This is a genomic window from Pseudonocardia nematodicida (genome assembly GCF_040105385.1).
In the GTDB taxonomy this organism is placed as follows: domain Bacteria; phylum Actinomycetota; class Actinomycetes; order Mycobacteriales; family Pseudonocardiaceae; genus Pseudonocardia; species Pseudonocardia nematodicida.
In genome coordinates this window covers 886,929-900,170 of sequence record NZ_JBEDNQ010000001.1, presented here as the reverse complement: position 1 = coordinate 900,170, position 13,242 = coordinate 886,929, and the positions used below count along the sequence as shown (strand labels likewise).

The 13,242-nt window shown below is 73.2% G+C and carries 11 protein-coding genes and 1 pseudogene; 2 read left to right on the top strand and 10 right to left on the bottom strand.

Features of this window, described 5'->3' with window-relative positions; genetic code table 11:
* Positions 1-6: 6 nt before the first annotated feature.
* The 4 genes from WIS52_RS04145 to WIS52_RS04130 form a co-directional block, all read right to left on the bottom strand.
* Positions 7-675, bottom strand: a complete 669-nt coding sequence (locus WIS52_RS04145; RefSeq protein WP_349296724.1) for a response regulator transcription factor — start codon at positions 673-675, stop codon at positions 7-9.
* Positions 672-1,949: a sensor histidine kinase gene (locus WIS52_RS04140; RefSeq protein WP_349296723.1), complete on the bottom strand. Its 1,278-nt coding sequence runs from the start codon at positions 1,947-1,949 to the stop codon at positions 672-674. The genes WIS52_RS04145 and WIS52_RS04140 overlap by 4 nt, the downstream gene beginning before the upstream one ends.
* A gap of 11 nt (positions 1,950-1,960) precedes the next feature.
* A complete protein-coding gene (locus WIS52_RS04135; protein ID WP_349296722.1) occupies positions 1,961-3,958 on the bottom strand; it encodes a serine hydrolase domain-containing protein in 1,998 nt (665 codons plus the stop codon).
* 140 nt (positions 3,959-4,098) lie between these two features.
* Positions 4,099-4,878 (bottom strand): SDR family NAD(P)-dependent oxidoreductase, encoded by a 780-nt coding sequence (locus tag WIS52_RS04130; protein WP_349296721.1) that lies wholly within the window; start codon positions 4,876-4,878, stop codon positions 4,099-4,101.
* A gap of 122 nt (positions 4,879-5,000) precedes the next feature.
* On the opposite strand from WIS52_RS04130, the gene WIS52_RS04125 reads away from it, so the two are divergent.
* Positions 5,001-5,651 (top strand): TetR/AcrR family transcriptional regulator, encoded by a 651-nt coding sequence (locus WIS52_RS04125; protein WP_349296720.1) that lies wholly within the window; start codon positions 5,001-5,003, stop codon positions 5,649-5,651.
* Positions 5,652-5,679: 28 nt separating this feature from the next.
* Here WIS52_RS04125 and WIS52_RS04120 read toward each other — a convergent pair whose 3' ends face one another.
* From WIS52_RS04120 to WIS52_RS04105, 4 genes are all read right to left on the bottom strand, one after another.
* Positions 5,680-7,041 carry an APC family permease gene (locus WIS52_RS04120; RefSeq protein ID WP_349296719.1) on the bottom strand — a complete coding sequence of 454 codons (1,362 nt, stop codon included), beginning with the start codon at positions 7,039-7,041 and terminating at the stop codon, positions 5,680-5,682.
* Between the two features lie 72 nt (positions 7,042-7,113).
* Positions 7,114-8,055 (bottom strand): SDR family oxidoreductase, encoded by a 942-nt coding sequence (locus WIS52_RS04115; RefSeq protein WP_349296718.1) that lies wholly within the window; start codon positions 8,053-8,055, stop codon positions 7,114-7,116.
* Between the two features lie 39 nt (positions 8,056-8,094).
* On the bottom strand, positions 8,095-9,276 hold the full coding sequence (locus WIS52_RS04110; RefSeq protein ID WP_349296717.1) for an oxygenase MpaB family protein: 1,182 nt from the start codon (positions 9,274-9,276) through the stop codon (positions 8,095-8,097).
* Complete coding sequence (locus tag WIS52_RS04105) at positions 9,273-9,881, bottom strand: TetR/AcrR family transcriptional regulator (RefSeq protein WP_349296716.1); 609 nt, start codon at positions 9,879-9,881, stop codon at positions 9,273-9,275. Before WIS52_RS04105 ends, WIS52_RS04110 begins: the two co-directional genes overlap by 4 nt.
* Positions 9,882-9,974: 93 nt before the next feature.
* On the opposite strand from WIS52_RS04105, the pseudogene WIS52_RS31650 reads away from it, so the two are divergent.
* A pseudogene (locus WIS52_RS31650) lies at positions 9,975-10,208 on the top strand (SDR family oxidoreductase); the annotation flags it as partial.
* A 25-nt stretch (positions 10,209-10,233) separates the two neighbouring features.
* Here WIS52_RS31650 and WIS52_RS04100 read toward each other — a convergent pair.
* Entirely contained in the window at positions 10,234-11,235 is a 1,002-nt protein-coding gene (locus WIS52_RS04100; protein ID WP_349296715.1) for an LLM class flavin-dependent oxidoreductase, read from the bottom strand.
* 79 nt (positions 11,236-11,314) lie between these two features.
* Positions 11,315-13,225: a S9 family peptidase gene (locus tag WIS52_RS04095; protein ID WP_349296714.1), complete on the bottom strand. Its 1,911-nt coding sequence runs from the start codon at positions 13,223-13,225 to the stop codon at positions 11,315-11,317.
* Positions 13,226-13,242: the final 17 nt, after the last annotated feature.

The window sequence follows — 13,242 nt, the reverse complement described above, 5'->3', positions numbered from 1 at the left end:
TGAGGGTCAAGCGTTCCGGCCGGGGTCGGCGATCCCGCTCCGGTAGGCCCACACGACGACCTGCAGCCGGTCCCGCACCCCGATCTTCGCCATCGCCCGGCCGAGGTGCGACTTGACCGTCGTGGTCTCGACGACCAGCTCCTCGGCGATCTCCGCATTGGACAGTCCCCGGGCGAGCAGCCGCACGATGTCGAGCTCCCGCGGGGTCAGCGGGCTCTCCGGCGCATCGACCGGCCCGACCGGCTGCCGGCGCGCGAACTCCGTGATGACCCGCCGGGTGACGGTGTGGTCGACCATGCCGTGCCCCGCGGCGAGCCTGCGGACGGCGTCCACCAGGTCGTCGGGGTCGGTGTCCTTCAGGACGAACCCGCTCGCCCCGGCCTCCAGCGCACCGAAGACGTACTCGTCGAGGTCGAAGGTCGTCACCACGAGCACCGCCGGCACGTGCGTGCCGTCGGCTCCCGAGGTGATCTCCCGGGTCGCGACCAGGCCGTTCCCACCGGGCATCCGGACGTCCATGCAGACGACGTCCGGCGCGAGCCGCCGCGCCAGACGCACCGCCTCGGGCCCGTCGGCGGCCTCCCCGACGACCTCGATGCCGTCGGCGAGGTCCAGGAACATCCGGAACCCCGCCCGCACGACGGCCTGGTCGTCGACCAGCAGCACCCGGATCACGTCGTCCCCGTCTCGTCGTCCTCGCCCCGCACCACCAGGCGGACCCGCCAGTTCCCGTCGGCCGTCGGGCCGAACTCGAAGTCCGCCCCGACCAGCTGGGCCCGTTCCCGCATCCCGGCCAGTCCGAAGCCGCGGCCGGACCGGTCCGGATCCACGACGCCGTCCGGCAGCGGGTTCTGCACGGTGATCGTCACCGTGTCGGACGTGCGGTCGACCGCGAGCCGGACCGGCGCCCCGGGCGCGTGCTCCCGGGCGTTCGCCAGGGCCTCCTGGACGACCCGGTAGCCGGTGACGTCCGCGACGGGGGACAGGCCGGTCGGCCCGCCGGTGCGTTCCACGGTCACCGCGGCGCCGAGCCCCCGGTGCGTCCCGATCAACCGGTCGAGATCGGCCAGGCCGGGGACTGGATGGTCGGCGGTCAGGTCACCGGCCACGTCTTCACGCAGTGCGCCGACGACCATCCGCAGGTCGCGCAGCGTCTCCCGGCCCTGGCGCCGGGCGTCCGCCGCGGTCTGCTTCGCGCGTTCCGGATCGCGGTCGACCAGCTTCTCGATCATCGCGGTCTGCACGACCATCGCCGAGAGGTGGTGGGCGGCGATGTCGTGCAGCTCGCGGGCCATCCGGGTGCGTTCCCGGACCACGGCGGCGTCGGCCCGGGCGCGGTGCGCCTCGATCTCCTCGGCCGCCCGGGCCCGCAGGACCGCGGTGTAGTGACGACGGGTCGCGACGTAGGAGCCCACCAGCGCGGCGCCGGGGTAGAGCAGCGCGACCCCGACGAGCTGGGCGACGAGCACCCCGATCGGCAGGCCGGGTCCGGGGAGGAGGGCACCGGCGACCCCGGCCGTCTCGAGGGCGACGACACCGGCGGTGAGCGCCGCGACCCGCCCCGGCGCCAGCAGGGTCGCGCAGGTGTAGACCGCGACGGTCGTCGCCGGTCCGCGGACCATGTCCTCGGGAAGCGCCAGGAACGGCACGACGACCTGGAGCCCGGTCACCGCCAGCAGGCACAGCTGTGGCGCGACGCGGCGCGCGGCCAGCAGCAGCGTCTGCACCACCACGACGAGGAGGACCGCCGTCGAGGGGAGCTGCTCGGGCGCGACCGCCGGCTCGAGCACCGGGATCAGCAGGACGATGCCCGCCGTCACCGCCGCGAGGAGCACGGCGAGCGTGCAGTCGCGGCGGAACGGGCCGGTCAGCCCGACGGCGTCGAGGGCGGCGTCGAAGCGAGCGGCGTCGAAGCGAGCGGCGTCCGCTCGGTCGGATGTGACGGCCATGGCTCCTCAGCTCAGTAGCTCAGACTCGATGACAGCAGGCCGAACGCCACCGCGACCCAGGCCGTACCGGCCAGTGCCAGCAGCTGCACCACGCGGCCGGTGACCCGGCCGCGTCCCGCACCGGCCCGCAGCGCGGTCACCACGGCCCCCGCCGCCGCGGCGACGCCGAGCAGCGCCACCCACTGCGCCACCTGCAGCCCCTGCAGGACCGCGAACGGGATGTCACCGAAGGAGAGGATCGTAGCGATCGACACCGTCCACCCCGCGAGGGCGACGACGCCGGCCGCGACGGCGACCCGGGTCAGCCCGTGCAGCAGGCGGTCCGCCCGTCCCAGCGGTGCGGGCGCCGCGGCACCGTAGCGGCGGCGCAGCAGCGCGCCGAGCGGCCAGGCCAGCAGGCTCGCGAGCAGCAGCATCGCCGAGCCGGCGAGCACCGGGACGCCGATCCCGGCGTCGCGGACCGGGGTCGCGCGCAGCAGGGTGAACGCCGACGCGTACCCGATCTCGGCGACCTGGCCGTCGCGGGTCCGGGTGCTGATCGTCCGCTGCCCGCCGATCTCCTGCCAGACGTCGGGCCGGACCTCGCGGTAGGCGGCCGACCGGACGCTGCCCGGACCGGGGGAGATCAGGACGGTCCCGTCCGGCCGGTCGGTCACGGTCGTCTGCCCGGTCAGGCTCACGGCCGAGGCGAAGGTGCTGAACGATGCCCGCGCCGACTCGTAGCGCCCGGCGAACGCGGCGGCCCGCTCCGGTGTCCCGGTGCCCGACGCGGGTGCGGCGGGCGGCCGTTCGGCCGGGAAGTAGCGGTCGGCGAAGCCGTCGAGCACGGCGTTGCGCAGGTCCAGGGTGTCGGCGCCGGCCCCGGCGCTGTTGAGGCTGACGAAGACCGCGGTGCGCGCGTCCGGGTACAGCTGCAGGTGCGAGTGGAAGAAGACGGTGTCGCCGCCGTGGCCGAGGATGCGCCGGCCGTTGCGGGACTCGTCGAACAGCCCCAGCGCCATCCGGGGGCTCCCGGCGAGGGTGCCCAGCGTCTCCGGGCCGAGACCCGGCTCCTGCATGAGCGCGGTCGTCTCCGGGGCCAGCAGCCGGCCGTCCATCAGCGCGGTCGCGAACCGGGCCATGTCGGTACCGGAGGCGGTGAGCGATCCGGCCGGGGCGGCACCGATCGTCTCGAACGGCATCGGCGGTCCGGCGGAGGTGGCGAAGGCGCCGGACAGCCGCTCCCGCAGTTCGGGGGGCAGCGGCTGGGCGACGCTGGAGCCGGTCATCCCGGCCGGCTCGAGGATGTTGCGCTGCACGTAGTCGTCGAACCCGACGCCGCTGACGCGCTCGACGACGTAGCCGGCCAGACCGTAGCCGTAGTTGGAGTAGGCCGGGGTGGTCCCGGGGGAGAAGACCTGCTCGGGTGGCGCGGTGGCGAGCGCGGCACGCAGGTCGGTGGGCCGGTCGTCGAACGCGATCAGCCCGTCGATCACCTCCTCGAACCCGGCGGTGTGGGTGAGCAGGTGCCGCATGGTGACCGGCTGGTCGAACCGTAGCGGCAGCGCGAAGTCCAGGTGCTCGCGCACGTCGGCGTCCAGGTCGATCCGGCCCTGCTCGACCTGCTGCAGGACCGCGGTGGCGGTGAGCACCTTCGACACCGAGCCGACCCGGAACAGCGTGCGCTCCGGGTCCACCGGCTCCCGGCCGTCGCCGTTCCCGTCGCCGAGGTGGGCGTCGCCGTAGCCGCGGGCGGTCAGCAGCTGCCCGTCCTGCACGACGGTGACCACGCCGCCGGCGATCCCCGAGCGGGTGAGGGCGGCCGGGACGAGGCCGTCCAGCCAGCTCTCGACGTCGGTCGCGGTCAGCTCGGCGGTGGCCGGCGCCGGCACGTGTGGTGCCGGCTGCGGGCCGCCTGCTTCGGTTCCGGCTCCCGCGCAGCCGGCGGCGACGACGAGCACCGTCGCCAGCGCCGCCAGCCGGGCGATCGCGCGCCGGACTCCTCGTCGTCCTCTGTGGTCGGTCTGCATCGGTGCTGCGCTCCCGTCGGGCCGGAACTGATCGCTGATCAGCCTGGCCGCTGCCGGGGGCCGACACATCGGGCTCGAGTGCCCAGCCGCGGTTACGACCTCCGGAGGAGGACGCAGCCCCGGGACGGAGATCGTCCTGTTCAGAGGAGCGCGCCGCCGGACACCTCGAGGCGCTCGGCGGTCACCCAGCGCATCCCGTCCGAGGTGAGTGCCGCGATGGCGTCACCGATCTCGTCCGGGTCCCCGACGCGACCGAGGGCGGTGTGGTCGGCGAGGTGGCCGCGCAGCGCCGGGTCGTCGCGCATGGCCCCGCCGTTGAAGTCGGTCGCGCTGGGGCCGGGCGCCACGGTGTTGATCCGGATCCCGCGCCCTCCGAGCTCCCCGGCGAGGCCGCGGGTCATCGCCTCCAGCGCCGCCTTGGACGCCGAGTAGACGCTCATCCCCGGGCTCATGTGCCGGGTCGCCGACGTCGACACGACGACGATGCGGCTGCCCGCGACGAAGGTGGGCAGCAGCGCCTGGATCAGGAAGAACGTGCCACGGAAGTTGGTGGACACACTCGCGTCGAAGTCGGCCGCCGTCACGTCCTGGAGGAGGCCGAACAGGCCGATCCCGGCGTTGTTGACCAGCACGTCGACCGCGGGAGCGTCCCACCGGGCGAGGATCCCGGTGAGCTCGCCGGCGAACGCCTCGATCGCGGCGAGGTCGCCCACGTCGAGCCGTACCGCGACGGCCTCGCCCCCGGCCGCCTCGATCGTGCGGACCGTCTCCGCGGCTCCGTCGGCCCCCTGGTGGTAGGTCACAACGACCCTGGCGCCGCGCCGGGCGAGAGCCAGGGCGGTGCTGCGTCCGATGCCCCGGCCTGCGCCGGTCACGACGGCGATCTCCGGGCGTGTCCCGGGATGGTGTGTGGTGTCCATCTTCCCACTCCTCGATAGATGGTGAGTCGAACGACTCACCTCTCCGAAGCTAGGCCGTTCCGAGAGGTGAGTCAAGTGGCTCGCCTCGTCACGCCCGACGCCGGTGGCGCATGATGGGTGCCATGAGCAGCGAGCAGGCGTCGCCGCCCGGGGCCACGGCCTACCACCGGCAGGTCGCGGAGCAGAAGCGGAGCGCACTCGTCGCGGCGGCCACCCGACTGTTCCTCGCGCAGGGCTACAGCGGGGCCTCGCTGGCGAGGATCGCCGTCGACGCGGGCGTGTCCCGGGCGACCCTGTTCAAGCAGTTCCCGACCAAGGCCGCGCTGTTCGACGCGATGGTCACCGAGTCCTGGGCGCCGGGCGCCGACGACGGGCCGCTGCCCGCGGCGGGAGATCTGCGAGCCGGCCTCCGCGCACTCGGCACGCGCTACGCCGAGCTGCTGGGCCGGCCCGAGATGGTCGACCTGTACCGCATCGTGATCGCGGAGGCCCCGCGCTTCCCGGAGCTGAGCCGGACACACTTCGACACCGGCAAGATGCCGTTCTACGTCGCCGTGCGCGACTATCTCGCGGCCGAGCGGGCGGCCGGGACGGCACGCATCGACGACCTGGACATCGCGACCACCCACTTCCTCGGCATGATCGCGAACGTCGTCCTCTGGCCGGGCCTGCTGCTGCCCGGCTGGGACCCGGGTCCGGAGATGGTGGCCACGTCGGTGGCCGAGGCCGTCGAGACGATCGGTGCCCGGTACGGGACCCCGTGGCCGGCGTAGGCCACCGGTTCCCGGACCGGGCCGGGCGTCAGTCCGTCGTCGACGTCGTGGTCCCCGGCCCGGCGGGGTCCCGCCGGGCGCTGTAGCGCGCGATCAGGAAGAGGATCGACCCGACGACCAGGTAGGCCCCGGCCAGCAGCCAGATGTCGGACGTCTGCTGGGTCAGCAGCACGATGCTCGCGATGATCGCGAGGACCGGGACGAACGTCGGGATCGTGAAGTGCTCGTGCTCCACCCGGTCGGACTTCAGCACCAGGCAGGACACGTTCGTCGCGATGAACACGATCACGAGCAGCAGGACGGTCGTGTCCGCCAGCTGACCGACGTTGCCGACGAAGCTCATCCCGATCGTCGCCCCACCGACGACGAGGATCGCGACCCACGGCGTCCGCCGTGTCGGCCCCACCCGCCCGAACACCGCGGGCAGCAGGCCGGCCTCGGCGAGGCCGTACGCGGCGCGGCTGGCCATGACCATGAACAGCAGCGCCCCGTTCGCGATGGCGATCAGCGCGATGGTCGAGAACAGCCAGCCCGGGATCGCCAGCCCGGAGGCGGTGATGACCTCGAGCAGCGGGCCGCTGGAGGTGGCCAGGACGTCCGGGGCGACCACGACGGCCGCGCCCAGCGCGATCAGCAGGTAGATCAGCGCGGCCGTGCCGATCGCGCCGAACAGGGCGCGGGGGTAGGCACGGGTGGGGTCCTTGACCTCCTCGGCCATGTTGGCGGCGGCCTCGAAGCCGAGGAAGGAGAAGAACGCGACCACCGAGGCGGCGAACGCGCCGGTGAGGATCGGCTGGTCCGGCGACGGCGTCAGGACCCGGGCCGGGTCGCCGTCCCCGCTGCCGAAGACGATCGCCGCGACCACGATCACCAGGACCAGCCCGGTGGTCTCGACGACGGTCATGACGACGTTCGCCGACAGCGACTCCCGCACCCCGCGGAGGTTGATCGCGATCAGGAGTAGCAGGAACACCACGGTGACCGGGATCGTGGGCACGTCGACCAGCGCCGTCAGGTAGTGGCCGGTGAACGCGTTGGCCAGCGCCGCGGACGTCGTGATCCCGGACGCCGCCATGAAGAACCCGACGACAAAGGTCAGGTACGGCACCCCGAACGCGCGGTCGGCGTAGCGGGCCGCACCACCGGCGTGCGGGTACTTGGTGATCATCTCCGCGTAGGTGCCCGCGGTGAGCAGGGCCAGCACGAGCGCGAGGAGCAGCGGCAGCCAGAGCATGCCGCCGACGTCGGCGGCCATCGTCCCGATCAGCGTGTAGATCCCGGCGCCGAGGGTGTCGCCGACGATGAAGAAGAACAGCAGCGCGACGCCGATGGTCCGGTTCAGCTTCGTCTCGTGGGCGGGCGATCCGGGCTGTGTGCTCACCTCGGCCATTGCGGCATTGTCACACGAAACGGGACGGAGGTGACGGAAACCGCGCAGGCCGACACCCGGTGTCGACGCGGCTCAGGCGGGGAAGCGCATCCCCACCAACTTCTCGGAGAGGTCCCAGAGCCTGCGGGCGTCGTCCATGCTCTGCAGCGGCGGCCACAGCTTCTGCTCGCCGGGCGCCCCACCGACGCCGCCGGCCCCCTTCGGCCCGAAGAACCTCCCGCGCCGGGTGTCCGGACCGGTGGCGGCCAGCAGGGCCGGCAGGGCGGCGGAGTCGGGGGTGCCGACGAGCCCGACCCGGGACATCAGCCGGATCGCCCGGACCCCGAGGGTGTCCTGCCGGCGTCCGAGCCCGGGTTGGGCGGCGAGCAGGTTCGTGGGGGAGATGCCGGGGTGGGACAGGTTGCTGGTGATGCCCCAGCCGCCCGCCCGGCTGCGGGCGTCGAGCTCGCGGCCGAACAGCCCGGTGGCGATCTTGGACTGGGTGTAGGCCTTGTCGACGTCGTAGGACCTCTCCCAGTTCGGGTCGTCCCAGTTGATCGTCCCGCGGCCGCTGCGCGCGGAGACGCTCGACTGGCTGGTGACCCGGGCCCGGCCCTCCCGCAACGCCGGCAGCAGGCCGTGGGTGAGGGCGACGTGGCCGAGGTGGTTGGTGCCGAACTGCAGCTCGAAGCCGTCCTGGGTGGTCTGCCGGCTGGGCGGGTTCATCAGGCCGGCGTTGTTCACCAGGATGTCGATGGGACGGCCGTCGGCCACGACCTGCTCCGCGAAACCCGCGACGGACGCCAGCGAGGCCAGGTCGAGCGGGCGGATGGTGATCTTCGCGCTGGGCACGTCGCCGCGGATGCGGTCGGCGGCCCGCTCGCCCTTCGTGGGGTTGCGCACCGGCATGAGCAGTTCGGCTCCGGCTGCCGAGAGGCGACGGGCGATGTTGAAACCGATCCCGTCACTGGCGCCAGTGACGACGGCGAGCTTCCCGGTGAGGTCGGGCAGGGTGATGTCGATGGTGCGGGGCATGGCGTCGGTCTCCTGAGGGTGTTCGGACGGGGTGACGGATCAGTCGGCCGAGCCGGTGGCACCGCGCTCGTAGGCGGTCGGCTCACCCGGCTCGCCCGCGCGCCGGCGCTCGGCCGCGATGTTCGCGTCGATGGCGGCCTGCCACTGCTCGGGTGACCTGCGGCGCACCGACCGGGTCCGCCGGACACCGGCGATGGCGGGGGTCAGCAGGGTGTCGGCGACCGGTGCGGCGCGGACCTGCAGGTCCTGGCTCATGGACGGGCCGTGGATGCGGCGGGTGATGGCGTCGAGGGCCGGCCGGGAGAGCCGTCCCGGGATCCGGAACAGGTCCCGGAGCAGGACCGAGATCGAGTCCAGCGTCGCGGCCGCGAGCCGGGCCGAGTCGTCCGAGACGGGCCCGGTCACGGTCTGCAGGACGTCGTCGACCCGGCGCGCGCCGTCGTTGCCGGTGATGCCCTCGACCAGCCGGGCGTCGATGCCGAGCAGGTGCCCGAGGTACCACCAGTAGCGGTAGAGCCCGTCGAGCTCACGTCCGGTGAGGCCGAAGCCCAGCATGTCCTCGGCGACGAAGGAGGTCAGGGTGAAGTCCATCCAGGTCCGGGCCAGGTCCACCTGGTTGATCGGCACGCCGTCGGCCGCGCTGTCGTACCCGCGGTCGAGGGCGAGCATGCGCATGTGGGCGTGCAGCATGCGGACGTTCAGGGTGGCGACGTACCCCGGCCGTCCCCGCCGCAGGTTCCCGGGCAGCATCGCCTGGGTCAGCCATGTCCCGGTCTCGACGAGCCGCTTGTCGGCCCGGTCGACGAGCCGGCCGGTGGTGGACAGGACCTTCGCGATCGACGGCGACTCGTAGACCCGGACCAGGGCGCCCGCGCTGAGGGACAGGATGTGCACCGGGGACGGGGAGCTGAACCAGGCCCGCGGGAGCTCGTCGAGCAGGACGTCGTCGACGTAGGCGGGCGGTGTCTCGGTGCTCTCCAGGAACGCGGCGAGCGCCGGCGGCGGGTCCTCCAGCGAGTCCAGGCCGTCCTCGATGCCCCGCACCAGCAGCGGTCGCGCGGTCGACATCCCGAGCTCGTGCATCTCGGCGACGACCGCGTCGGCGAGCGGGTCGCCGGTGGTCAGGGCCCACTGCATCAGGTCGGCGCGGCCCTCGCCGAACTGGGCGAGCACGGCGGACCGGCTCGATCGACCGGTCGGCCATCCGGCGATGGTGATCATTTGTGCTCCCGCGTCTCGTGGTGTGCTGTGTCGGTCCGGTCGTCGATCACGCCGAAGGCCTCGAAGAGGCGCGTGACGTCGGCGCGCATGGTGTCGGTGGGTGTCCCGGCGCCGCGCGCCATCTCGTGCAGGATCAGCCCGGCGAGCGAGCGGGCGAGGGTCCGTGCGGTGTCCGGGGAGGCGACCCGCGGCGTGAACAGGGCGGCCAGCTCCTCGATGAACGCCTCGGCGATCGGGCGCAGCCGCGGGTTGTGGATCGCGGACAGCGTCAGCTGGACGACCCCGTCCGGTGGCAGGCGGTCGCCGTAGGGGGCGCGCGCGACGACGGCCATGGCGGCGTCGACGATCCCCATCCCGTTCTCGACCGCCTCGCGGCCGGTCCGGCGCATGTCGGCGATCGTCCGGGTGCTCGTCAGCTCGAAGGCGGCGACGAGCAGGTCGTCGGCGGTGCGGAAGTGGTACGTCGTCGAGGCCAGGGACGTGCCCGCCTTCGCCGCGACCGCGCGCTGGGTCACGGCGGCGACGCCTTGGGTGCAGATGATCTCGATAGCGGCATCGAGCAGGGCGGTACGGGTTCGTGCGCTGCGGGCACGGCGGCCATCCACAATCTGTACGCTAGTACTGATAGTCCGAAGTGACCAGATTCCTGAGGGGGATCACCGGACCGTGGCTGTCGTCGGGCGGGACGGACGGGACGGATCACGGCCGCCGGAGGGGGACCGCGCCGCGCTACGCCGCACTCGGCGCGAACGTCGTCGTCGACTACTCGGGCGACGAGGCGAACACCGCGCGGACGGTCGACGAGATCCGCGGGCGAGGCGTCGAGTCGCTCGCCGAGCGGGCGGATGGGCCGGTCCGAGGACGTCGCCGACGCGGCTCGGTACTTCGCCGGCGACCTCGCCTCGTGGGTGAGTGGTCAGGACCTCCTGGTGAGCGGAGGTGCGCAGCAGCAGCGGCTCAGCGGGCGTTCTGGACCTTGGTGGCGAGCAGTTCCCAGCTGCGCCACCAGGCCTCCCGGCCGGGAGCGGCGCCGGCGACGATCAGCTCGTCGGCGTCCGCGCGGGTGGCGAAGTCGTCGAGGTAGCGCGCGACGGTCGCGGGCGTGCCGACGGCGCTGTACCGCGTCATCGACCGGATCTGCCCACCCGCCGGGCCGTCGAGCACCGTGTCGGCCTCGGCGTCGGTCAGCGCGCTCCCGCGACGGCCGGCGAACAGCCGCACCCGCTCGCGCTGCATCTCCCGGAAGTGCGCCTGCGCCTCGTCGTCCGAGTCGGCCGCGATGACGTTCACCCCGGCCAGCACGTGCGGCGCGGCGAGCTGGGCCGACGGCCGGAACTCCGCCCGGTAGAGGGCGACGGCACGCTCCAGCTCGTCCGGGGCGAAGTGCGAGGCGAACCCGTACGGCAGCCCGAGCGCCGCAGCCACCCGGGCGCCGTAGAGCGAGGACCCGAGGATCGTCAGCGGGACGGCGGTGCCGTGCCCCGGGAAGGCGTCGACGCCCGGGACCAGGCTCGTCGTCCCGAGGAAGGCCTGCAGCTCCTGGACGTCCTGCGGGAAGCGTTCGGACGCCGCGGGATCCCGCCGCAGCGCGCGGACGGTCTCCTGGTCCGTCCCGGGCGCCCGGCCCAGTCCCAGCTCGATCCGGCCGGGGTGGAGTTCGGCGAGGGTGCCGAACTGCTCGGCGATCTGCAGCGGCGAGTGGTTGGGCAGCATCACCCCGCCCGACCCGAGGGTGATCCGCTCGGTGCGCGCGGCGACGTGCGCGATCAGCACGCTGGTCGCGGCCGAGGCGATCACGCCCATGTTGTGGTGCTCGGCGTACCAGATGCGCCGGAACCCCCACTCCTCCGCGCGCTGCGCCAGCGTCGTGCTGGCCTCCAGCGCCTGGCCCACGGTCTCGCCCCGGGCGACGACGGCCAGATCGAGGATCGACAACGGCAGGGGAGTGGACTGGGACACGGTGGCACCTCGTGGTCGACGGACCGGACGTCCCCTGCAACAACGGCGGGGGCTCAGGCCTTCCGGAGTCGGCGCGCGATCAGCCGGTGGCGCCGCCGAGGTGCTCGGCGAGGTGCCGCTCGATCGCCTCGAACAACATGATCATGTTCTCCGGGTTCTCGAAGCCGTGCCCCTCGTCCTCGGCGACGATGTACTCGACCGGCACCCCGCGCTCCCGCAGCGGCGCGACGATGTTGTCCGACTCGGCCTGCACCACACGGACGTCGTTGGCGCCCTGCGCGACGAGCAGCGGCGTGCGGATCTTCTCGATCATGGTGATCGGGGACCGGCGCCGCATGTCCTCGAGCTGCGCGGGGTCGTCGGGGTCACCGACGTAGCGGATCCAGTTGTTGGTCATGTTCGCCCGGACGAACGGCGGTAGCGAGGCCAGGAAGTTGGCCAGGTCGGAGATCCCGACGAAGTCCACCGCCGCGGCGAACTTCTCCGGTGTCACGGTGACGCCGACGAGTGCGGCGTAGCCGCCGTACGACCCGCCGACGATCGCCAGCCGCTCCGGGTCGGCGTAGCCCCGGGCGACGGCCCAGTCGACGGCGTCGATCAGGTCGTCGTGCATTGCGCCGGCGAACTCGCCGATCGCGGCGGTGAGGTGCCGGCGCCCGTAGCCGGTGGAGCCGCGGAAGTTGACCTGCAGCACCGCGTGGCCGCGGTTGGCCAGGAACTGCACGGCCGCGTTGTAACCCCAGGAGTCGTGCATCCACGGTCCACCGTGGACCAGCAGCACCAGCGGCAGGTTCTCGGGAGCGACGCCGACGGGCAGGGTCAGGAAGCCGTGCAGCGGCAGGCCGTCGCGGGCCGGGAACCCGACCGGGATCATCGGCGCGAGGTCCGCCGGATCCGGTGTGTCGCGGCGGTACAGCAGGCGGGCCTCGCCGGTCGAGTGGTCGTAGAACCAGGTCGTGCCCGGCTCCCGGTCGTGGACGAAGGTCACCACCCAGCGCTGCTCGTCCACATCGGAGCCCACCCAGCCGAGGACGCCGTCGGAGAGCTTCTCCAGTGCGGTCTGGACCTCGGCGAAGTGCGGGTCGAGCGGCACGATCCGGGGCCGGTCGCCGGTGAAGCGGGCGGCGACGACCTCGCCGGTGCGACGGCTGGTGAACACGCTCGGCGGCAGCGTGTCCGAGGCCGAGCTCGCGGTGTCGAGGCTGTGCCCGTCGACGGCGGCGACGACGGTCTGCGCGCCGGTGGCCCGGTCGACGCGGAGCAGCCGCAGGTCGTCGGAGGACTGGTAGTCGCCGATCAGCACACCGCTGCCGTCCGGTTCGGGGAACACGAACACACCCATCGGGTGCTCCGGGCCGCCGGCGCGGTGCACGACGCGCCGCGTTCCGGTGTCCGGATCGGCGGCGGAGATCTCGTGGGTGCCCTCGGCGTCCTGCGCCATGAACCAGGACGCCCGGCCGGTCCGGTCGACGAGGAAGGTCTCGGCCGGGTCGGTCCGTTCCACCAGGGCTGTGGTCTTCCCGGTCGCGACGTCGATCCGGAACACGTCGACGTAGAGCGGGCGCGGGTTCATCCACGCGAGGACGGTGCCGGGCACCGTGGTCTCCGGGTCGACGGCGAACACCCGGGAGCCGGGCTCGAACGGGGTGAGGTCGACGGCCGGTGCCTCGGGGTTCCGGAGATCGACGCGGTGCAGGTGCCAGTCCTCGTTGCCGTCGGTGTCCTGCAGGTAGAGCAGCCAGCGCGGGTCGTCGATCCAGTAGTAGCTGGTGATGCCGCGGCGGGTGTCGTGGGTGACCGGGACGGCGTCGTCGTGGGTCTGGTCGATGCCCCGGATCCAGACGTTGCGCCGCCCCTGGTGCGGGGCGAGGTAGGCGAGCCGGGTGCCGTCGGGGGAGATGCTCGGGAAGGCGAAGTCCCGGTCGGCGAAGAAGGTCTCGGCGTCGATCCGGGCCGGCCGCGGGCCGGTCGGACGGTCGGTCGTGGTCACGCTGTTCTCCGCTCACG